A 20,161-nucleotide genomic window follows, 5' to 3' on the forward strand; every position below is an offset into this window, starting at 1 on the left:
GTCAGCGGCGCAGTCGCAGGGCCAGGAAGGCCAGGCCGAGGCCGGTCAGCAGCAGGCCCGCGCCCAGCGGCAGCACGTTGACGACGGGCCCGTCGAAGCCCCGCGGCAGTACGTACTGATCCGCCGCGGCGGGCCGCTCGGTCCGCCGCGGCGCCGGGCTGGTCCCGGCCGGGGACGGCGGCACCGCCGCGGCGTCGGGCTCGTCCGGGGGCAGCTCCCGGCCCGGCGGTGTGCGGCCCACACCGGCCCGGCTGCCGGCGAGCGACTCCTGCGGGGCGGGGGACCCGGCCGCGTACCCGAGGCCGCCGGAGAGCGGGCCGCCCAGGAGCACCGGCACCGCGAGCGCGACGGCGAGCAGGGCGGTGAGGGCCCCCGCCGTCCACGCCCACCGAAGCCGCCGCATGCACTGCCCCTTTCGCCGCCCGCGCGGGGCCCGATCGCCCCATGCCTGCGATAAGCCTCACATAGAGGGATTAAACGGGCACGCCGGATTTCGGTTCCGCTCAGCGCGGTGGATCAGCCGGGAACGGGGGCACCACGGTGATGTGACAGCTCGGTGCGAGAGAATGGCGGCATGGAGATGCCGAGGAACGAACAGTCGCCGGAACACCCGCAGATCCTGGTCGTGGGGCAGGACGGTATGGCTCTGGGCGGCGGAGGCGGAGGAGACGACGACTCCCGCGAGGTCCCGGTGACGGAGATGGTGGAACAGCCCGCCAAGGTGATGCGGATCGGCAGCATGATCAAGCAGCTGCTCGAAGAAGTACGCGTGGCCCCGCTGGACGAGGCGAGCCGACAGCGCCTCAAGGAGATCCACGCCAGCTCGGTCAAGGAGCTGGAGGACGGGCTCGCGCCGGAGCTCGTCGAGGAACTGGAGCGGCTCTCCCTGCCCTTCACGGACGACGCGACCCCGACCGATGCCGAACTGCGCATCGCGCAGGCGCAGCTGGTGGGCTGGCTGGAGGGTCTCTTCCACGGGATCCAGACCACCCTGTTCGCGCAGCAGATGGCCGCGCGGGCCCAACTGGAGCAGATGCGCCGCGCGCTGCCCCCGGGCGTCGGCGGCGGCGAGGAGGGCGAGGACCCGCGCGCGGGCGGCCGCTCGGGCGGCCCGTACCTGTAGACCTCCGCGAGCGACGGCACAGCACACACGGAAGGGCCCGCACCGCCGGACGACGGCGGTGCGGGCCCTTCCCGCAATCAGTGGCCCGCAGCCGGTGCCACGTAATCAGTGGCCCGCAGCCGGTGGCACGTAATCAGTGGCCCGCAGCCGGTGGCACGCAATCGGTGGCCCGCAACCAGTAAACGCAACCAGTAGCACGCAACCGTGGCACGCGCTCACGGGCGCATGCTCAGCTGCCGCCGCCCGCCGGGTCACCCGTGGACACGGACAGCGTGATGGTGAGGTTCTTCGGGTCGGCGTCCTCGCCCGCCGCCGGCACCTGGTTCATGACCGAGCCCTCGCCGAACGTGTTCTCGTCGACCGAGGTCTCCTTGTACTTCCAGCCCGCGGCGCGCAGGCACGCCTTCACGGACTTGATGTTCTTCAGGTAGAAGTCCGGGACCTGGATCTTGTTCTCGTCGTTGTAGCTGGTCTGCGGCTCGCTGCACTCGGTCGTCTCGATGGTCTTGGTCAGGTCCGGCCCCTTGTGGCCCGCGACCGTCGACTTGCTGGGCTTGTCGGTGGTGCCGCCGCCCTTGTCGTCGCCGTTGAGCATGAGGGCCGTGACCAGTCCGCCGATGGCCACCAGCGCAACCACGATCGAGCCGACGATCACCGCGGTGTTCTTCTTGTTGCCCTTGTTCTGGTTGCCCGCGCTCAGCGAACTCGTCGTCGGCTGCGGCGAGATGGTGTACGGCGGCGGGGTCTGGTAGCCCTGCCCCTGCCCCTGCATCTGTCCCTGCTGCGGGTAGCCGTACGACGGCTGGGGCTGCGTCGGGGGCGGCGTCGAGTACCCCGGCTGCGGCGTGGGCGTCCCGTAGGGCGAGGGCGTCGCGGGCCCCGGCTGGTACGGCGTCTGCACCGGCCCCGGTGTCGGCGTCCCGGCCTGGCCGACCGGCGGGAAGACCGCCGAACCGACGCCCTGACCGCTCGACGTCGGCGTGCCCGGCACGATGCTGGGCGCCGCGGGGGTGAGCGAGGCGGCCACCCGCAGGCACTCTTCGCGCATCGCGTCGGCGCTGGGGAAACGCTCGTTCGGGTTCTTCTTCAGGGCGCGGGCGACGAGCGCGTCGATGGCCGGCGGCAGCGCGCGGTTGATCGAGGACGGAGCGACCGGCTCCTCCTGGACGTGTGCGTACGCTATGGCCAGCGGCGAGTCCGCCTCGAACGGAAGCCGCCCCGTGACCAGCTGGAACAGCATGATGCCGACCGAGTAGAGGTCGGAGCGGGCGTCCACGCCGCGGCCGAGGGCCTGCTCGGGCGAGAGGTACTGGGGCGTGCCCACGACCATGCCGGTCTGCGTCATCGACGTGACGCCGGACTGCATGGCGCGCGCGATGCCGAAGTCCATGACCTTGACGACGCCGCGCTTCGTCATCATCACGTTGCCCGGCTTGATGTCGCGGTGGACCAGGCCCATCTCGTGGCTGATCTCCAGGGCCGCGAGCACATCGGCGGTGATCTTCAGCGCCTTGTCGGAGGGCATCGCGCCGAACCGGCGGACGTCCTCGTCGAGCACGGAGCCGAGCGGCCGGCCCTCCACGTACTCCATGACGATGTACGGGGTGATGGCCCCGTCGAGATCGTCCTCTCCGGAGTCGAAGACCGACACGATGTTCGTGTGCGTGAGCTTCGCCACCGCCTGGGCCTCGCGCACGAACCGCTGGCGGAAGGAGTCCTCGCGCCCGAGTTCCGTGTGCAAAGTCTTGATGGCGACCGCGCGGTCGAGCCGGGTGTCGTGCGCGAGATGCACGGAGGCCATGCCGCCCTGGCCGAGCAGGTCGCGCAGTTGGTACCGGTTGTTCGCCAGGGCACGCCCCGCGTACTGCCCGCCGTGCGGGCCGCCAGCACTCGCCTCGGTCATGTTCTACGTCCCCCATAGGCGCCCCGACGTCGGCGCGGCCGGTGATCGAATTCAGCTATTCCCGGCCAAGTCTGCCCCAGGGCGGTGACACGTCAAGCGTGATGCCCGTTCCGTGACCGTACGGGCAAGAAGCGTCGCGCAAGCGTTACAGGAGGGGATGGGGAAATTGCCATGGAACGGTCATGAGCCCGGCACAGAAATTGCGCGCACGATTTGCATCGCGTGCACGGCAACGGGTTTGATGTCCGGTCCGTCTCGGGCCGGGGCGGTGGCCGGAGCCTGTAGCGTGGCTCGCCGGAGACCGTAATTCACAACCGCGCGTACTCCGGCGACGTGAACGACGTGAACGACATGTGCGACGTGCACGACGTGTGCGACGTGAACGACGTGCACGACGTGTGCGACGTGATGGTGACGCAGAGATCCGGCAGCACGGACAGAAACGACGGCGAGGACTGATGGACCAGCAGCAGCGCGCTCAGGGCCCGTCCGACCCCGAGGCGACTGGCGGCGGTATGTCAGATGCGCCGGAGTTGTGGGGCAACGGCGGGCTGGTCGGCGACGGCCGATATCGGCTGACGCGCAGACTCGGCCGGGGCGGCATGGCCGAGGTGTTCGCGGCCGAGGACGTGCGGCTGGGGCGCACCGTCGCCGTCAAGCTGCTCCGCGCCGACCTCGCCGAGGACCCGGTCTCCAAGGCCCGCTTCACGCGCGAGGCCCAGTCGGTCGCGGGCCTCAACCACCATGCGATCGTCGCGGTCTACGACTCCGGCGAGGACTATGTGAACGGCCAGGCCGTTCCGTACATCGTCATGGAGATCGTCGAGGGCCGCACCATTCGCGACCTTCTGCTCAACGCCGAGGCGCCGGGCCCCGAGCAGGCCCTGATCATCGTCTCCGGCGTGCTCGAAGCGCTCGCCTACTCGCACCAGCACGGCATCGTGCACCGCGACATCAAGCCGGCCAACGTCATCATCACCAACACCGGCGCGGTGAAGGTGATGGACTTCGGCATCGCGCGCGCCCTGCACGGCGCGCAGTCGACGATGACGCAGACCGGCATGGTGATGGGCACGCCCCAGTACCTCTCCCCCGAGCAGGCTCTCGGCAAGGCCGTCGACCACCGCTCGGACCTCTACGCGACCGGCTGTCTGCTCTACGAACTCCTCGCGCTGCGCCCGCCGTTCACCGGTGAGACGCCGCTGTCGGTCGTCTACCAGCACGTGCAGGACGCCCCGGTAGCCCCGTCCGAGGTCTCGGACGGCGTGCCGCCGGAGCTGGACGGCCTCGTCATGCGCTCGCTCGCCAAGGACCCGGACGACCGGTTCCAGACGGCCGAGGAGATGCGCGGGCTCGTCCAGTACGGGCTGCAGATGCTGTACGAGCAGGGCGGCCACACCGGCACCTGGAACACGGGCCCGGTCGACATGCACGAGGGCGGCTCGACCCCGGCGATGGGTCTTGGCGTCGCGGCCACCACGGCCATGCAGCACCCCGGGGACAGCGGCACGGCGGCCCAGCCGATGCTGCGTCCGCCGGGCGGCGACGACGGCGGCTTCGAGGGCGGCGGCAACCGGGGCGGCGGCCGCGGCAAGATGTGGATCGTGGTCGTCCTCGCGGTGATCGCCATCGCGGTGGGCGTCGCCTGGGCGGTCAGCAACAGCGGCGGCGACGGCGGGGGCGGCGGCAAGCAGTCGCCGTCGCCGACCCGGTCCGAGAAGTCGGAGTCGCCCAGCGAGTCCTCCTCCGACGAGTCCACGCAGGACCAGACCGAGGAGCCGGGCGGCGGCACCGGCGGACAGAGCGACTACACGCCGACCGAGGAGCCCACCACCGGCGAGGCGACCCCGTCCGACACGGGACAGCCGACGGACACGGGCAAGCCGACGCAGCCGACGAAGGAGCCGACCGACGAGCCCACGGACACCGGGCAGCCCACGGAGCCGACCGGCAACCCGACGAACTCGGGCGACGCGGGCGGCACCGCGACCCCCGGTACCGACGCCGGTACCGACGCCGGTACCGAGTAACGCCCCGCGTCTACCCCCGCCGGGCCTCCAGGCCCTGCTCCCGGTCCTGGCTCAGGCCCGCGGCCGACCCGCCCCGCAGTTCGTGCACCGTCATGAACTGCGGGGTGACGTGCAGATAGACCGGGTCGAAGACCTCGCCGTCCGCGAAGTGCGGGGCGGGGCCGAAGAGTTCGAGTGCGGCGGTGCCGGGTTCGATCTGCTCACAGGTACCGACGCACTGCACCGACCACTGGCCCGCGTCACCGGGCCGCATCGCGTCGAGATTGTCCGCGCCGTACGCGACGACGCTGCCGACGCACGCCTGGTGGTAGCCGTAGCCGCGGTGCATGCGCAGCAGCAGGCGGCCGTCGGCCACGACGTGGCGGGCGGCGGCGAGGAAGGGCAGGGCGCGCATGCTGGTGGCCACGCGGCCGTAGGGCACACGGGCGAGCAGCTCGAAGCCGCGGTCCAGGTCCTGCTGCGTCTCGGAGGGCATGTCACCACTGTGCTTCGCCGGCACCGTGCCGGAGAAGAGGAGCCCGCCCCCAGCCCACAGGACCTATGTCCCGAGCGGGCGGGCCCGGCACCGCGCTTCTAGCGCTTCTCGGCCTGCAGGCGGGCCACGTACGCGGCCGCCTGGGAGCGGCGCTCCATGCCGAGCTTCGAGAGCAGGCTGGACACATAGTTCTTGATCGTCTTCTCGGCGAGATGGAGGCGCTCGCCGATCGCACGGTTGGTCATGCCCTCGCCGATCAGGTCGAGGATCTTGCGCTCCTGCTCGGTGAGCCCGGCGAGCCGGTCGTCGTCCTTGTTGCGGCCGCCGTCGCGCAGCCGCTCCAGGACCCGGGCGGTGGCCACGGGGTCGAGCAGGGACTTGCCCGCGGCGACGTCGCGCACGGCCGTCAGCAGCTCGTTGCCCCGGATCGCCTTCAGTACGTAGCCGGAGGCGCCGGCCATGATCGCGTCGAAGAGCGCCTCGTCGTCCGCGAACGACGTCAGCATCAGGCACTTGATCGACTCGTCCTGGGAGCGGATCTCCCGGCACACCTCGACCCCGCTGCCGTCGGGCAGCCGCACGTCGAGGACCGCGACGTCGGGCCGGGTGGCGGGGATGCGGACCAGGGCGTCGGCCGCGGTACCGGCCTCACCGACGACCTCGATGTCCTCTTCCACCGAAAGGAGCTCGTGGACCCCCCTTCGCACCACTTCGTGGTCGTCGAGGAGAAATACCTTGATTTTTCCGTCTTCGCGCACGCTGTCAGTCTCACACACAAGCTCTTCCCGTGCCCTGGGTGACCGGGATAACGTGCCGGTGTTCCGGCCCCCTGCCAGGCTGTGATCACGTGTCGTCGCACAGCCGTCGAACAGCGGTTGACCTGCGACACTCCGCCCGACCTTGCGCATACTAGGAAATCCAACCAACCAGGTACTTGGAAATCCAAGCAAAAACGCAGGTCAGATGGGGTTTCGCAGATGTGTGACCCACTGGGTAACGTGCATGGGTGAAGGGTGCTCGCCGGAGCGCAGGTTCTTTCTCAAGTCACGCCTGTTCCGGCTCCACCGCACCCACCCCGTGCGTGGACGGATCAGGCGAGCCGAGCCGACTGGCCATCCGGCAATCCCGGGGCCGGACCGACGGAGGAGCACACGTGACCGTTGACAGTGCTGCCGGCACTGCCGCAGCGCGCACCCCGCGCAAGCGGGCCGCTACCGGCAAGTCTGCGAAGAAATCCCCGACCGAGCTGGTCCAGCTGCTGACCCCCGAGGGCAAGCGGGTCAAGAACGCGAAGACCGCCGCGTACGACAAGTACGTCGCCGACATCACCGACGACGACCTGCGCGGCCTGTACCGCGACATGGTCATGGCCCGCCGCTTCGACGCCGAGGCCGTCACCCTGCAGCGCCAGGGCGAGCTGGGCCTGTGGCCCTCGATGCTCGGCCAGGAGGCCGCCCAGGTCGGCTCCGGGCGTGCCACCCGCGACGACGACTACGTCTTCCCGACCTACCGCGAGCACGGCGTCGCCTGGTGCCGCGGTGTCGACCCGACGAACCTGCTCGGCATGTTCCGCGGCGTGAACAACGGCGGCTGGGACCCGAACAGCAACAACTTCCACCTGTACACGATCGTCATCGGCTCGCAGACGCTGCACGCGGTCGGCTACGCGATGGGTATCGCCAAGGACGGCGCCGACGCGGGCGTCGTCGCGTACTTCGGCGACGGCGCCTCCAGCGAGGGCGACGTCATGGAGGCCCTGAACTTCGCGGCGGTCTACAACGCGCCGGTCGTGTTCTTCTGCCAGAACAACCAGTTCGCGATCTCGCACGCCAGCGAGAAGCAGTTCCGGGTGCCGCTGTACGAGCGCGCCGCCGGCTACGGCTTCCCGGGTGTGCGCGTCGACGGCAACGACGTGCTCGCCACGCTCGCCGTGACCCGCTGGGCCCTGGACCGGGCGCGCTCCGGCGAGGGCCCGACGCTGGTCGAGGCGTTCACCTACCGGATGGGCGCCCACACCACCTCCGACGACCCGACCCGCTACCGCTCGGACGACGAGCGCGTCGCGTGGGAGGCGAAGGACCCGGTGCTGCGGCTGCGCCGCCACCTGGAGGCGCACACGAAGACGCCCGACAGCTTCTTCTCGGACCTCGAGGCCGAGGCCGAGGCGCTCGGCAAGCGGGTGCGCGAGGCGGTGCGGGCCATGCAGGACCCGGACCGCATGGCCATGTTCGAGAACGCGTACGCGGACGGGCACGCGCTCGTCGACGAGGAGCGGGCCCAATTCGCCGCCTACCAGGCGTCGTTCGCGGACACCGTCGACGGGGAGGCCTGAGGATCATGGCGGTAGAGAAGCTTCCGATCGCCAAGGCGATCAACGAGTCCCTCCGTACGGCCATGGAGAACGACCCCAAGGTCCTTCTCATGGGCGAGGACATCGGCAAGCTCGGCGGCGTCTTCCGCGTCACCGACGGGCTGCAGAAGGACTTCGGCGAGGACCGGGTCATCGACACCCCGCTCGCCGAGTCCGGCATCGTCGGCACGGCCATCGGGCTCGCGCTGCGTGGCTACCGGCCGGTCGTGGAGATCCAGTTCGACGGGTTCGTCTTCCCCGCGTACGACCAGATCGTCACGCAGCTCGCCAAGATGCACGCCCGTGCGCTCGGCAAGGTCAAGGTGCCCGTCGTCATCCGGATCCCGTACGGCGGCGGCATCGGCGCGGTCGAGCACCACAGTGAGTCGCCCGAGTCGCTGTTCGCGCACGTCGCGGGCCTGAAGGTGATCACGCCCTCGAACTCGTCGGACGCGTACTGGATGCTCCAGCAGGCCATCCAGAGCGACGACCCGGTGATCTTCTTCGAGCCCAAGCGCCGCTACTGGGACAAGGGCGAGGTCGACAAGGAGGCCGTGCCCGGCGACCTGCACAAGGCGCGCGTCGTGCGCGAGGGCACGGATCTGACCCTCGTCGCGTACGGCCCGATGGTGAAGGTCTGTCAGGAGGTGGCGGCCGCGGCCGCCGAGGAGGGCAAGTCCCTGGAGGTCCTCGACCTGCGTTCCATCTCGCCGATGGACTTCGACGCCGTGCAGAAGTCGGTGGAGAAGACGCGGCGGCTCGTCGTCGTGCACGAGGCCCCGGTCTTCTTCGGCTCCGGTGCGGAGCTGGCGGCCCGGATCACCGAGCGCTGCTTCTACCACCTGGAGGCGCCCGTGCTGCGGGTCGGCGGGTACCACGCGCCGTATCCGCCGGCGCGTCTGGAGGAGGAGTACCTGCCGGGCCTGGACCGGGTGCTCGACGCCGTCGACCGCTCGCTGGCGTACTGAGGGAAGGGCTGACAGAACCATGGTGCGCGAGTTCAAGATGCCCGATGTGGGCGAGGGCCTGACCGAGGCCGAGATCCTCAAGTGGTACGTACAGCCCGGTGACACGGTCACCGACGGGCAGGTCGTCTGCGAGGTCGAGACGGCGAAGGCCGCGGTCGAACTGCCCATCCCGTTCGACGGGGTGGTCGGTGAGCTGAAGTTCCCCGAGGGCACGACGGTCGACGTCGGTCAGGTGATCATCTCGGTGAACGTGGCGGGCGAGGAGCCCGTCGCCGCGGCGCCTGCCGCGGCGCCCGTGGAGGAGGAGGCGCCGACCGGCCGCCAGCCCGTGCTCGTCGGGTACGGCGTCGCCGAGTCCTCCACCAAGCGGCGGGCCCGCAAGGACGCCGCCCCGGCCGCCAACGGCACGGCCGCGCCCCCGGTCGTCGAGCAGCGTCCGCTGGCCAAGCCGCCGGTGCGCAAGCTCGCCAAGGACCTCGGGGTCGACCTGGCGACCGTGATCCCGTCGAGCCCCGACGGGATCATCACGCGCGAGGACGTGCACGCGGCGGTGGCGCCCGCTCCGGCGGCCCCCGAGGTCCCGGTGCAGGCCCCGGCCCCGGCGCCCGTGGCGGCGCCGCCCGCGGCGGCCTCGTACGACGCCGTGCGCGAGACCCGCATCCCGGTCAAGGGGGTGCGCAAGGCGACCGCGCAGGCGATGGTGGCCTCGAAGTTCACCGCGCCGCACGTCACCGAGTTCGTGACGGTCGACGTGACGCGCACGATGAAGCTCGTCGAGGAGCTGAAGGCCGACAAGGACATGGCGGGCCTGCGGGTCAACCCGCTGCTGATGGTCGCCAAGGCGCTGCTCGTCGCCATCAAGCGCAACCCCGAGGTCAACGCGGCCTGGGACGAGGGGGCCGACGGAAAGGCCGAGATCGTCCAGAAGCACTACGTGAATCTGGGCATCGCCGCCGCCACGCCCCGCGGTCTGATCGTGCCGAACATCAAGGACGCGCACGCCAAGACGCTGCCCGAACTGGCGGGTGCGCTCGGCGAGTTGGTGGCCACGGCGCGCGAGGGCAAGACGTCCCCCGCCGCCATGCAGGGCGGCACGGTGACCATCACCAACGTCGGTGTCTTCGGCATCGACACCGGTACGCCCATCCTGAACCCGGGTGAGTCGGCGATCCTCGCCATGGGGGCCATCAAGCTCCAGCCCTGGGTGCACAAGGGCAAGGTCAAGCCGCGTCATGTCACGACGCTGGCGCTCTCCTTCGACCACCGCCTGGTCGACGGCGAGCTGGGTTCCAAGGTGCTCGCCGACGTGGCGGCCGTCCTGGAGCGGCCGAAGCGGCTGCTGACCTGGAACTGAGCCAGTAAGCAAGCAAGCAGGCAAGTAAGCGCGAAGGGCGCCCCGGGAGATCCCGGGGCGCCCTTTCGTCGTGCGGTGCGCCGACTGCTTCGTGCGGGGACTACTTCTTGAAGCCGTAGTCCATGAGCTTCTTGGCGTCCGAGGTGCGGGCGCTGACCGACGTGGACTTCAGGACCGTGCCGATGACCGTCTTGCCGTTCCGGGTCGCCGCGAAGACCAGGCAGTAGCCCGCCTCCGGGCCCGAGCCCGTCTTCACGCCGATGGTGCCCGAGTACGTACCGAGCAGCGTGTTCGTGTTGGACCACGACATGTAGCGGTAGCCGCCGGACTTCGTCGTGACCTTCTGCTTCGTCGACTTGGTCTTGACGACCGTACGGAACGTCGAGCTCTTCATCGCGCTGCTGGCGATCTTCGTGAGGTCGCGCGGCGTCGAGTAGTTCGACCCGTTGCCTATCCCGTCGAACGAGTCGAAGTGGGTGTTCTTCAGGCCCAGGTTCTTCGCCTCGGTGTTCATCTTGCCGATGAACGACTTCACGCGGGCCGAACGGGTCGAGCCCGAGCCGAACTTGTCCGCGAGCGCGTACGCGGCGTCGCAGCCGGACGGCAGCATCAGACCGTAGAGGAGCTGGCGGACGGTCACCTTGTCGCCGACGATCAGACGGGCCGACGAGGCGTTGTTCTTGACGATGTAGTCGCTGTACGCCTTCTGGATCGTGACCTTGCTGTCCAGGTTGAGGTTCTTCTGGGCCAGCACCACCTTCGCGGTCATGATCTTGGTCGTCGAGCCGGTGGACCGGCGGGTGTCGGCCGCCTTGGTGAACAGGGTCTTGCCCGTCCCGTTGTTCATCACGAAGCCGCCCTTGGCGGCGATCGTGGGCGTGGCCAGGGTGGCGGCCTGTGCGGAGGTGGTCAGGACTCCGCTGGTGAGCACGGTTCCCGCGACGAGAACGGCGATGCCCGTTATGCGAGTTTTCAAGTCAAACGCTCCAAATGCCCCTGGGATGCGGCCCGTTGGGGACGGGCGCGCGCACAAGTGAGACGGTTGCGGTGAGGGAAGGGTTGCGTTGCGAAGGGGGCGCGTTGTGGTGCGCCGGGTGTCCCGCATGGTGGACGTGAGCCATCTTGCGTACGTGTTGTATCTATGATGTGCGCATGCCCTCGCCCGTCACCGAGAAACCGGTCACCGAAAAGCGCCCTCCCGCCGCCGAGCGGGTCTACGAACACGTCAAGCGCGGCGTCCTCGAACGCCGTTATGAGGGTGGGACGTTGCTCACCGAGGGCGAGCTCGCCGAGGCGGTGGGCGTCTCCCGCACGCCCGTCCGCGAGGCGCTGCTCAAGCTGGAGGTCGAAGGACTGCTCCGGCTCTACCCGAAGAAGGGCGCCCTCGTGCTGCCCGTCTCCGCGCAGGAGATCGTGGACGTCGTCGAGACCCGGCTGCTCGTGGAGGAGCACGCGGTGCGCAGGGCGGTCCCCGCCCCGCCGCGTCTGATCGAGCGGCTCACCGAACTCCTCGACGAGCAGCGCGCGCAGGTCGCCGCCGGCGACCTCGCCGAGGCCGCCGCCACCGACCGCTGCTTCCACGCGGAGATCGTCCGCAACGCGGGCAACGCGATCCTCTCCCGTGTCTACGACCAGATGCGCGACCGGCAGCTGCGGATGGGTGTCGTCGTCATGCAGGCCCACCCGGACCGTACGGCGAAGACGCTCGCCGAGCACGAGGAGATCCTCGACGCGCTGCGCGCCGGGGACATGGAGGCCGCCGTCGCCGTGGTGCGCCGGCACGTCTCGCGCGTGCGCGACCTGGCCCGGGGTGAGGAGCGATGAGCAGCGGCGCCACGTCCTCGTCCGTCTCGCTGCCCGGCGATCCGCCCGGCGGCCGCAGGGCCGTCGTCGTGTGGTCGATCGGCGTCGCCGTCTACTTCGTCGCGGTCGTCTTCCGTACGTCGCTGGGGGTGGCGGGGCTCGACGCCGTCGAGCGCTTCCACATCAACGCCTCGGCCCTGTCCACGTTCTCGATCCTCCAGCTCCTCGTGTACGCGGGCATGCAGATACCCGTCGGCCTGATGGTCGACCGGCTCGGCACCAAGAAGGTGCTGACCTTCGGCGTGGTCCTGTTCACCGTCGGACAGCTCGGCTTCGCCTTCTCGTCCTCGTACGCCATGGCGCTCGCCTCGCGCGCGCTGCTCGGCTGCGGTGACGCCATGACGTTCATCAGCGTGCTGCGGCTCGGCACCCGCTGGTTCCCCGCGCGGCGCGGACCGCTGGTCGCGCAGCTCGCCGGTCTGGTGGGCATGGCGGGCAACCTCGTCTCCACGCTGGTCCTCGCCCGGCTGCTGCACGGGGTGGGCTGGACGACGGCGTTCGCGGGCAGTGCGCTGCTCGGCGTGCTGGTCCTGGTGCTGATGCTGCTCTTCCTGAAGGACCATCCGGAAGGGTTCGAGCCGGCGCCGCTGCCGCACACGCACAAGGGCGCCGTCTATGTCCGGGCGCAGATCGTCGCGGCCTGGCGGGAGCCGGGGACGCGGCTCGGGCTGTGGGTGCACTTCACGACGCAGTTCCCGGCGATGGTGTTCCTGCTGCTGTGGGGGCTGCCGTTCCTGGTCGAGGCGCAGGGTCTCTCCCGGGGGACCGCCGGTGAGCTGCTGACCCTGGTGGTCCTCTCCAACATGGTCATAGGGCTCGTGTACGGGCAGATAGTCGCCCGGCACCACACGGCCCGGCTGCCGCTGGCGCTCGGCACCGTGGGGACCGTGGCCGTGCTGTGGGCGGCGCCCATGGTGTGGCCGGGGCAGGCACCGATGTGGCTGCTCCTGGTGATGTGCGTGGGGCTCGGGGCGTGCGGGCCCGCGTCGATGATCGGGTTCGACTTCGCGCGGCCGGCGAATCCGCCGGAGCGGCAGGGCACCGGGTCCGGGATCGTGAACATGGGCGGGTTCGTCGCCTCGATGACGACGCTGCTCGCGGTGGGCGTGCTGCTCGACGCGACCGGGGACAACTACCGGGTCGCCTTCTCCGCGGTGTACGTGCTGCAGGCGCTCGGGGTGAGCCAGATTCTGCGGTTGCGGAAGCGGGCGGCTCGGGCGGAGCGGGAGCGGCTCGTGGCTTCCCGGGTCACCTCGGTGCACGTGCCTGCTTGAGCGGTGGGCCCGGGTTTCCGGTCGCGGGTCGCCGGTCGCAGGTTGCCGGGACCGTGGGCGAGGCCTGCGGGGGCGCCTGCCCGGCGCCGGGGTGCCGCCTTGCCCACCCTGCCGCCCTTGGCGGCAGATTGCCCAAGGCTTCGGGGGCTTCGGGGCTTGCGGCGGGTTGTCCGAGGCTGTGGTCAGGGGGTGACGACCATTGAGGTCAGGATCGCCTTTGCCAGGTCCTGGTCGCCCTCGGTCTTGATGCGGTCCGCCGCCGCGTCCGGGGTGATCCGGCCGCAGGACAGGCGGACGTAGGTCTCCCAGTCCATGGCGAGCGTCGCCGCCGGGCCCAGCGAGGGGGCGCCGTCGATCGTACCGTTGCCGTCCGCGTCCACGCGCACCGTGCGCAGGAACTCCACCGGGCCGTGCACGTCGAAGACGACCGCCGAGTTCGGCGGGGCGCCCGCGTCCTTCGCGACGATCTTCGGGAGGACGGCCAGCAGCATGTCGCGGGTGACGTGCGCGCCCGGCGAGTCGAGGTTGCCCGGCTTGCCCAGTGCCGTGCGCAGATCCTGCTCGTGCACCCAGATGTCGAACGCCCGCCTGCGCATGGAGTATTCGAGGGTCTCCTCCACGCCGCGCGGGCCGCGCACGAGGGTGCCGGGCTCGCGGCTCTCGTTGCGCAGCTGCCGCGAGCGGCGGATGACCGTGTACTCCAGCTCGGAGACCATCTCGGGCGCCGTGTGGTGGCGGCGCACGTCGACCTGGACCTCCTGGTAGCGCTGCGCCTCCGTCTTCACGTGGTACAGGTCGCGCGGCAGCGTGTGGATGGGCCGGGGGTCGCCCAGCATCTCGCAGTCCACGCCGATGACGTGGGAGACGATGTCGCGCACCGACCATCCCCAGCACGGGGTCGCCCGGTTCCACTCACCCTCCACGAGCGGGGTGACCAGCTCGGATATCGCCTCCACGGAGTGGGTCCAGGCGTCGGCGTAGGTCTGAAGGCTGGGGTGGAGACTCACGGAAGGGGACCCCTCGAGCGGTAACGGGCGGCACTGGGTGGTTATGAAGTTACGCTGCCTGAGGGCACCCCGGCAGTGCTTTCGTGTGACGATCGTAGGCCGTTGTTGACGTGTAGCCGACGGCTCGAATGCCAGGACGGTGGTACTGTGCGCGCCTCCCTCATCCAGATCGCAGTAAACGAGGACGAATCGGTCAATGAGCGCCGCGAACGCGTGAGTTCACTGGTGCGGGAACAGGCCGGTTCCGCCGACCTCGTCGTCCTGCCCGAGTTGTGGACCACGGGGGCGTTCGCGTACGAGCTCTTCGCGGACGAGGCCGAGCCGCTGGAGGGGCCTACGTTCGAGGTGATGGCGAAGGCCGCGCGGGAGGCGGGCGTGTGGCTGCACGCCGGGTCCATCCCCGAGCGGGACCCTGAGGGGCCGCTGTACAACACCGCGCTGGTCTTCTCCCCGGACGGGGAGCTCGCCGTCGCCTACCGGAAGATCCACCGGTTCGGCTTCGACAAGGGCGAGGCCGTGCTGATGAGCGCGGGCGAGGAACTGGTCACCGTGCGGTTGCCGGAGACGGTCATGGGCGTCAGCACCTGCTACGACCTGCGCTTCCCGGAGCTGTACCGGGGGCTGGTGGACCGGGGGGCCGAGACGCTCGTCGTGTCCGCGGGGTGGCCGGAGCGGCGGCGGGGGCACTGGTCGTTGCTGGCGCGGGCGCGGGCGGTGGAGAACCAGGCGTTCGTGCTGGCCTGCGGGAGTGCGGGGACGCATGCGGGGGTGCCTCAGGCGGGGCACAGTGTCGTGGTGGATCCGTGGGGTGAGGTGCTCGGCGAGGCGGGGGCGGGGGAGGAAGTGCTCCGGGTGGAGTTCGACCCGGCGAAGGTCGGGGTCACGCGCGATCAGTTCCCCGCGCTGAAGGACCGGTTGCTGGGTCTTGAGGCCCCGCGGCGCCGCTGAGCGCGGGCGCGGGGCTGTGCGGCTCCGCCGCGCGGTCGCGACCGGCGGCGGTCGTGCCCCGTAGGGGCGCGGGGAACTGCGCGACCAGCCCCCACCGGAGCCGCACCCGGCGACGACGCGACCGGGACCGAGCTGGGCGCCGGATGGAGCGCTCACCCCGCGCCGGGGCGCCGCCTTGCCCACCCTGCCGCCCATGGCGGCAGATTGCCCAAGGCGGCGCGGCACACGGCAGATTGCCCGAGGCGGGGGCGGCCGGCGGCCGGGGCGGGGAAGCCCATGGCGGCAGATTGCCCGAGGCGGCGGCTGCTGCCCGGGGCGTCGGGGCAGGGGTCAGTCGACCACTCCGCGTTCCTTTTCTGCCAGGTGGATGACGCAGACCGCCACCGCGATGATCAGCGCAGGATCGGCGTCCTCGCGGATCACGTTCACGCCGTACGTGTCGCGCACCCGCAACCACCGCCGGGAGATCTCCGCGAGGAGCTCGCCCTCGTACTCGATGGCGAACTCGCGGTCCAGGATCTTGCCGCTGACGTCCAGCTCGGTGGAGCCGTCGGCGAGCTGGACCCGGTAGTGGTTGCGCAGGAGGGAGAGGCGCTTGCGCCGGATGCGCGCCAGTTCCTCGTCCCCGCGCTCGATGATCATCGTGTCGCGGATCGCGAACATCTTCTGGTGGATGTCGATGAGGACGCGCCCGTCCGGGCCCTTCAGCTCGAAGGTGTCGCGCAGCCGCATCGCCTTCCCGTCGACGAGGAACGCCTTGCGGCCGGTCTCGTCCTCGATCCAGTAGTCCTCGCCGATCGCGAAGAGCTTCTCTCGTACTTCGTAGCGCATACGTCGATGAGTTCCCGGAAGCAGGCCGGTGGACCCTTCCGCGGTGCGGCCGGGTGAATTCGGCCCGATCCCGCCGCCCGGCGCCGCGCCCGCACGGCGCTCAAATCACGGAAGAAACAAGTCAGTTCAGTGCCGTGTGCAACCAATGGGGGAACGGGTGGGTCATAAGAGGTGGACGTGACGGAACGAGCCGATCGAGCCGATCGAGCCGATCGAGCCGAACCGTCCCAGCCGTCCGATCGAACCGAGCCGTCCGATCGAACCGACCCGTCGAAGGAACCCCCCATGGCACGTGCACGACTCCGTCTCACCGCACCGCTGGTCGCCGCGGCGCTCGTCGGGGGCGGATGCGCCGCCTTGTCGCTCGCTCCGGGCGAGGCGGCGGCCGCCACCGCGACCGGCAAGGCCGACCGCGCCGACGACTTCAACGGCGACGGGTACGCGGACCTCGTCTCCGGCGCCCCGGGCGGCACCGTCTCCGGCCAGGCCGCGGCCGGGTACGTCGCGGTGACGTACGGCTCGCCGACCGGCCTGAAGGCCACGAACAAGAAGCTGATCAGCCGCTCGACCAGCGGGGTGCCGGGTTCGGCCGCCGCCAAGGAGGGTTTCGGCACCTTCTTCACCAAGGGCGACCTCGACGGGGACGGCTACAGCGACCTCGTCATCGGCAGCGGTGACGCGGCCAAGGGCTCCGTCATCCTGTGGGGTTCGGCCTCCGGCCTGACCGGCGGCACGAAGATAGCGACGTACGGACGCGCGCCGCAGATCGGCGACTTCGACGGCGACGGCAAGGCCGACCTCGCCGTGCTCGCCGGGATGACCAGTTACGGCGACGACCCGGAGCACCAGGGCGCCGCCCTGTGGAAGGGCCCGATCAGCCGGGCCGGCGTCCCCGCCAAGGCCCTCAACGTCATGGACAAGTCCCTGTGGTGGGGGTACGGCAAGGACGACGCGAGCTGCGTCGACGACGAGTACGGCTGTGTCGACGGCCCCGACTCCACGACCGGGCCCGTCATCTTCAAGGCGGTCGGCGACTTCAACGGGGACGGCCGCGACGACCTGGGCGTGCGCCAGTACGCCGGTGACGGCTCGTGGGAGAACGGCGTGCTGTACGGCAGCGCCTCCGGGTTCACCCGCGGCTGGGCGCCGGCCACCCTGGGCGACCTCGCCGCCGGCGACGTGAACGGCGACGGCCGCGCCGACCTCGTGGTCGGCTCCGACGAGGACAACCAGAAGGTCACCATCGCCTTCGGCACGGCCGACGGGCTCTCCGCCGACCACCAGCAGACCTTCGACCAGTCGCTGCCCGGCTTCTACGGCGCCCAGGAGGACGGTGACAGGACCGGCTCCTGCGTCTCGGTCGCCGATGTGACCGGCGACGGCAAGGCCGATGTCGCGGTCGGCATCTCGGGCGAGGACTTCGGCGGCGCGACGGACGCGGGCGCGGTCGCCCTGCTGCCCGGTACCGCGAACGGGGTGACCGGCACCGGCTCGGTGGTCCTCAACCAGAACTCGGCGGACGTGCCCGGCGTCGCCGAGAGCGGCGACAAGTTCGGCGCCGACTGCGCCCTGCTGGACGTGAACGGCGACGGGCACCGCGACCTGGCCGCCTCCGCCCCGGCGGAGAACGCCTCGTCCGGCGCCGTGTGGGCGTTCCCGGGCACGGCGTCCGGCGTCACCGCGAAGGGCTCGGTCGCCTTCAACCCGAACGACCTGGCCGCGCCGTACACCAAGGCGCTGCTCGGCAGCCCGCTGCAGTAACAGCCGCGAAGGGGGCGCGGGGCCGGGCCCCGCGCCCCCTTCGGCGCAACCCGGCGAGCGCAGGCGCCGCGCTTCGCGTCTCCTGGAGAAATGACCAGAGACGACGAGCTCGGCGAACTCGCCGCGCTGCGCGCCCGGGTGAGCGAACTGGAAGCCGAGCAGAGCGCCCCGCCCCCGCGCCGCTCCCGCCTGAAATCGACGCTTGCCGTGGTCCTGGTCGTCCTCGCGGCGATCCTCACGCCGCTCAGCGTCGTCGCCGTCTGGTCGGACGCGCTGATCGGCGACACCGACCGCTATGTGCAGACCATGGCGCCGCTCGCCGACGACCCGGACGTGCAGAACGCCGTCGCGAACCGGGTCACCACGGCCGTCATGCAGCAGATCAACGTGGACGATCTGCTCTCCGGCGTCTCCCCCGCCGACCGGCCCCGTCTGGAGAAGGCGCTGGGTGCGGCCAGCGGGCCTCTCACCAGCGGCCTCACGTCCCTGGTGCACGGCACGGCCGAGAGGTTCGTCTCCAGCAGCGCCTTCGCCACCGTGTGGGACCAGCTCAACCGCACCGCGCACGCCGCCGTCGACAAGGCGCTCACCGGCAACGGCGGCGGCGCGGTCAAGGTCGAGGACGGCGAGGTGCGGCTGGATCTCGCGCCGGTCGTCGAGAAGGTGAAGCAGGCCCTCGTCGACCAGGGCCTCACGGTCGCGGCGAAGATCCCGACCGTCCACACGAGCATCACGGTGATGCAGTCCACCGGCACCCTCGCCAAGGCCCGCACCGGTTTCCGGCTGCTCCAGCTGCTGTCCTGGGTGCTGCCGCTGATCGTCCTGCTGCTCGTCGCCGGCGCCGTGCTGCTGGCCCGGCGCCGCCGCCGGGCCCTGATCACCGCCGCGATCGCGGTCGCCGTCGGCGCGCTGGTCCTCGGCCTCGCCCTGTGGATCGGCCGCGCCGTCTACCTGGACGCGCTGCCCGCCGACGTCTCCCGGCCCGCCGCCGAGTCCGTCTACGACACCCTGATCCGCTTCCTGCGCACGGCCGTCCGCGTCGTCGCCGTGCTCGGCGCGGTGATCGCGCTCGCGGCCTGGCTGTGCGGCCCGGGCCGCTGGGCGCGTGCGGTGCGCGGCGCGTGGACCGGCGGGATCGGCTCCGTACGGCAGGCCACCGGCGTGGGCACGATCGGGCCCGTCGGGCCGTGGGTGCACCGGATGCGCACCTGGCTGAACTGGACGGTGGCGGCCGTCGCCGTGGTCGTGCTGCTCGTCTGGAACTATCCGACCGGCGCGGTCGTCGCCTGGATCGCGGTGTGCGCCGTGTGCGCGCTCGCCGTCATCGAGTTCCTGGACGCGCCTGCGCTGCCGGATCTGCCGGCGGGTCCTGGGGCACCCGCAGCAGACGGGCCGGCAGACGCTCGTGCGCGATGACGTAACCGGCGGAGATGCCCACGCACACCACCGTGAACAGCACGATCAGCCACGACAGCAGCGTGAAGACGAGGCCGAACGGGCCGAACTGGGCCAGTGACCGGTCCAGGGTGCGCGGGATGTAGATCCGGGAGGCGACGGTCAGGCCGACCGCCCCGATGCCGGTGAGCAGTGCGCCCGGCAGCAGCGGCAGCCAGGTCATCCGCCCGCCGAGCAGCAGGTGCTGCGTCCACCACCACAGCGCGGTGCTGGTGACGAGGCACAGCGGCAGGCCCAGCCACAGGCCGGCGCCGAACCCGTCGCGCAGCAGCCCCTGCATGACGAGCGCGACGAACCACACCGCGAGCCAGGCGAGCCACCGCCAGGCGACGATCGAGAACTTCCCCGGCGGCAGATGCCAGGCCCGCTCGCAGACCCGTTGCAGGGCGCGGCTGCACGCGGTCGCCGAGGCGAGCAGGACGAGGACGCCGATGACGCCGGTGGCGTTGCGGGTCGCGTCGTCCTGTGCCCCGAAGACCTGCCTGACCTGGTCGGCCGACGCGCCGTCGAGACCGAGCATGCCGCGCAGCGAGTCCAGCAGGTGCTGGCGCACGGAGGCCGGCGTGAACGCGGCCACGACGAACAGCACCGGCAGCGCGGTGAGGAACGTCTGCGCGGCGAGCCGGGTCGCCGAGTCGAGCAGGTTCACGGCGACCATCTGCCGGGTCATGCGTGTGATGAAGGGGAACTCCTCCTGGAGTTCCTGGACCCGCCGGGTCGCCCAGCCGGTGACCTTGGCGGCGGTGCTGCTGTCGCTCATAGCTGCTCAGCATGCGGGGGGCGCCGTCCGGCACAAGGACGCCGGGCGGCGCCGTGGGC

Annotated in this window: 19 protein-coding genes; 11 read left to right on the forward strand and 8 right to left on the reverse strand. The window is 70.9% G+C overall.

The annotated features are described in order from the left end of the window. Window position 1: 1 nt before the first annotated feature. Window positions 2-403 (reverse strand): hypothetical protein, encoded by a 402-nt coding sequence (locus tag J3486_RS44195; RefSeq protein ID WP_229378319.1) that lies wholly within the window; start codon window positions 401-403, stop codon window positions 2-4. Window positions 404-574: 171 nt separating this feature from the next. Here J3486_RS44195 and J3486_RS20075 point away from each other — a divergent pair, with 171 nt between their 5' ends. Next, complete coding sequence (locus J3486_RS20075; RefSeq protein ID WP_307804873.1) at window positions 575-1,123, forward strand: bacterial proteasome activator family protein; 549 nt, start codon at window positions 575-577, stop codon at window positions 1,121-1,123. A 229-nt stretch (window positions 1,124-1,352) separates the two neighbouring features. On the opposite strand, the gene J3486_RS20080 is transcribed toward J3486_RS20075, so the two are convergent. Then, complete coding sequence (locus J3486_RS20080; RefSeq protein ID WP_207822061.1) at window positions 1,353-3,026, reverse strand: protein kinase; 1,674 nt, start codon at window positions 3,024-3,026, stop codon at window positions 1,353-1,355. Window positions 3,027-3,359: 333 nt separating this feature from the next. Here J3486_RS20080 and J3486_RS44710 point away from each other — a divergent pair, with 333 nt between their 5' ends. After that, window positions 3,360-3,485 (forward strand): hypothetical protein, encoded by a 126-nt coding sequence (locus tag J3486_RS44710; RefSeq protein WP_267878212.1) that lies wholly within the window; start codon window positions 3,360-3,362, stop codon window positions 3,483-3,485. Beyond that, window positions 3,485-5,056 (forward strand): protein kinase, encoded by a 1,572-nt coding sequence (locus J3486_RS20085; RefSeq protein ID WP_207822063.1) that lies wholly within the window; start codon window positions 3,485-3,487, stop codon window positions 5,054-5,056. The genes J3486_RS44710 and J3486_RS20085 overlap by 1 nt, the downstream gene beginning before the upstream one ends. Before the next feature lie 10 nt (window positions 5,057-5,066). Here the strand turns inward: J3486_RS20085 and J3486_RS20090 are convergent, their stop codons facing one another. Continuing rightward, window positions 5,067-5,531: a pyridoxamine 5'-phosphate oxidase family protein gene (locus J3486_RS20090; protein WP_207822065.1), complete on the reverse strand. Its 465-nt coding sequence runs from the start codon at window positions 5,529-5,531 to the stop codon at window positions 5,067-5,069. Window positions 5,532-5,629: 98 nt separating this feature from the next. Beyond that, window positions 5,630-6,289 carry a response regulator transcription factor gene (locus tag J3486_RS20095; RefSeq protein WP_207822067.1) on the reverse strand — a complete coding sequence of 220 codons (660 nt, stop codon included), beginning with the start codon at window positions 6,287-6,289 and terminating at the stop codon, window positions 5,630-5,632. Window positions 6,290-6,684: 395 nt separating this feature from the next. On the opposite strand from J3486_RS20095, the gene pdhA reads away from it, so the two are divergent. The 3 genes from pdhA to J3486_RS20110 are packed head-to-tail and all read left to right on the forward strand — an operon-like array spanning window position 6,685 to window position 10,203. Beyond that, a complete protein-coding gene (gene pdhA / locus J3486_RS20100) occupies window positions 6,685-7,863 on the forward strand; it encodes a pyruvate dehydrogenase (acetyl-transferring) E1 component subunit alpha (RefSeq protein WP_307804874.1) in 1,179 nt (392 codons plus the stop codon). Window positions 7,864-7,868: 5 nt separating this feature from the next. Continuing rightward, window positions 7,869-8,849 carry an alpha-ketoacid dehydrogenase subunit beta gene (locus J3486_RS20105; RefSeq protein WP_207822069.1) on the forward strand — a complete coding sequence of 327 codons (981 nt, stop codon included), beginning with the start codon at window positions 7,869-7,871 and terminating at the stop codon, window positions 8,847-8,849. Between the two features lie 19 nt (window positions 8,850-8,868). Beyond that, entirely contained in the window at window positions 8,869-10,203 is a 1,335-nt protein-coding gene (locus J3486_RS20110) for a dihydrolipoamide acetyltransferase family protein (RefSeq protein WP_207822071.1), read from the forward strand. A gap of 100 nt (window positions 10,204-10,303) precedes the next feature. Here the strand turns inward: J3486_RS20110 and J3486_RS20115 are convergent, their stop codons facing one another. Further along, the gene (locus tag J3486_RS20115; protein ID WP_229378320.1) at window positions 10,304-11,179 is read right to left on the reverse strand and encodes a D-alanyl-D-alanine carboxypeptidase; all 876 of its coding nucleotides are present in this window, start codon (window positions 11,177-11,179) and stop codon (window positions 10,304-10,306) included. Between the two features lie 176 nt (window positions 11,180-11,355). Between J3486_RS20115 and J3486_RS20120 the strand changes: the two genes are divergently transcribed. Both J3486_RS20120 and J3486_RS20125 read left to right on the forward strand, forming a co-directional pair. Further along, window positions 11,356-12,027, forward strand: a complete 672-nt coding sequence (locus J3486_RS20120) for a GntR family transcriptional regulator (protein WP_207822073.1) — start codon at window positions 11,356-11,358, stop codon at window positions 12,025-12,027. Beyond that, window positions 12,024-13,340, forward strand: coding sequence for a nitrate/nitrite transporter (locus J3486_RS20125; RefSeq protein ID WP_207822075.1), 1,317 nt, complete (start codon window positions 12,024-12,026; stop codon window positions 13,338-13,340). The genes J3486_RS20120 and J3486_RS20125 overlap by 4 nt, the downstream gene beginning before the upstream one ends. A 182-nt stretch (window positions 13,341-13,522) precedes the next feature. Here the strand turns inward: J3486_RS20125 and J3486_RS20130 are convergent, their stop codons facing one another. Then, window positions 13,523-14,347, reverse strand: a complete 825-nt coding sequence (locus J3486_RS20130; protein ID WP_207822077.1) for a maleylpyruvate isomerase family mycothiol-dependent enzyme — start codon at window positions 14,345-14,347, stop codon at window positions 13,523-13,525. 147 nt (window positions 14,348-14,494) lie between these two features. Here J3486_RS20130 and J3486_RS20135 point away from each other — a divergent pair, with 147 nt between their 5' ends. Then, window positions 14,495-15,295, forward strand: a complete 801-nt coding sequence (locus J3486_RS20135; protein WP_207822080.1) for a carbon-nitrogen family hydrolase — start codon at window positions 14,495-14,497, stop codon at window positions 15,293-15,295. 330 nt (window positions 15,296-15,625) lie between these two features. On the opposite strand, the gene J3486_RS20140 is transcribed toward J3486_RS20135, so the two are convergent. Then, on the reverse strand, window positions 15,626-16,126 hold the full coding sequence (locus J3486_RS20140; RefSeq protein WP_207822081.1) for an LURP-one-related/scramblase family protein: 501 nt from the start codon (window positions 16,124-16,126) through the stop codon (window positions 15,626-15,628). A 285-nt stretch (window positions 16,127-16,411) separates the two neighbouring features. Here J3486_RS20140 and J3486_RS20145 point away from each other — a divergent pair, with 285 nt between their 5' ends. Together J3486_RS20145 and J3486_RS20150 are read left to right on the forward strand one after the other, a co-directional pair. Then, on the forward strand, window positions 16,412-17,887 hold the full coding sequence (locus tag J3486_RS20145) for a VCBS repeat-containing protein (protein WP_207822084.1): 1,476 nt from the start codon (window positions 16,412-16,414) through the stop codon (window positions 17,885-17,887). 90 nt (window positions 17,888-17,977) lie between these two features. After that, a complete protein-coding gene (locus tag J3486_RS20150; protein ID WP_229378321.1) occupies window positions 17,978-19,303 on the forward strand; it encodes a hypothetical protein in 1,326 nt (441 codons plus the stop codon). Here the strand turns inward: J3486_RS20150 and J3486_RS20155 are convergent. Next, the gene (locus J3486_RS20155; protein ID WP_207822086.1) at window positions 19,209-20,102 is read right to left on the reverse strand and encodes a YhjD/YihY/BrkB family envelope integrity protein; all 894 of its coding nucleotides are present in this window, start codon (window positions 20,100-20,102) and stop codon (window positions 19,209-19,211) included. The genes J3486_RS20150 and J3486_RS20155 overlap by 95 nt on opposite strands. Window positions 20,103-20,161: the final 59 nt, after the last annotated feature.

It is taken from the genome of Streptomyces sp. VRA16 Mangrove soil, from assembly GCF_017377775.1.
In the GTDB taxonomy this organism is placed as follows: domain Bacteria; phylum Actinomycetota; class Actinomycetes; order Streptomycetales; family Streptomycetaceae; genus Streptomyces.

Bases quoted from the DNA above. Each gene is read 5' to 3' on its own strand.
- J3486_RS44195 (WP_229378319.1), bottom strand. From the start codon at position 403: ATGCGGCGGCTTCGGTGGGCGTGGACGGCGGGGGCCCTCACCGCCCTG.
- J3486_RS20075 (WP_307804873.1), top strand. From the start codon at position 575: ATGGAGATGCCGAGGAACGAACAGTCGCCGGAACACCCGCAGATCCTG.
- J3486_RS20080 (WP_207822061.1), bottom strand. From the start codon at position 3,026: ATGACCGAGGCGAGTGCTGGCGGCCCGCACGGCGGGCAGTACGCGGGG.
- J3486_RS20085 (WP_207822063.1), top strand. From the start codon at position 3,485: ATGGACCAGCAGCAGCGCGCTCAGGGCCCGTCCGACCCCGAGGCGACT.
- J3486_RS20090 (WP_207822065.1), bottom strand. From the start codon at position 5,531: ATGCCCTCCGAGACGCAGCAGGACCTGGACCGCGGCTTCGAGCTGCTC.
- J3486_RS20105 (WP_207822069.1), top strand. From the start codon at position 7,869: ATGGCGGTAGAGAAGCTTCCGATCGCCAAGGCGATCAACGAGTCCCTC.
- J3486_RS20110 (WP_207822071.1), top strand. From the start codon at position 8,869: ATGGTGCGCGAGTTCAAGATGCCCGATGTGGGCGAGGGCCTGACCGAG.
- J3486_RS20120 (WP_207822073.1), top strand. From the start codon at position 11,356: ATGCCCTCGCCCGTCACCGAGAAACCGGTCACCGAAAAGCGCCCTCCC.
- J3486_RS20125 (WP_207822075.1), top strand. From the start codon at position 12,024: ATGAGCAGCGGCGCCACGTCCTCGTCCGTCTCGCTGCCCGGCGATCCG.
- J3486_RS20140 (WP_207822081.1), bottom strand. From the start codon at position 16,126: ATGCGCTACGAAGTACGAGAGAAGCTCTTCGCGATCGGCGAGGACTAC.
- J3486_RS20145 (WP_207822084.1), top strand. From the start codon at position 16,412: ATGGCACGTGCACGACTCCGTCTCACCGCACCGCTGGTCGCCGCGGCG.
- J3486_RS20150 (WP_229378321.1), top strand. From the start codon at position 17,978: ATGACCAGAGACGACGAGCTCGGCGAACTCGCCGCGCTGCGCGCCCGG.
- J3486_RS20155 (WP_207822086.1), bottom strand. From the start codon at position 20,102: ATGAGCGACAGCAGCACCGCCGCCAAGGTCACCGGCTGGGCGACCCGG.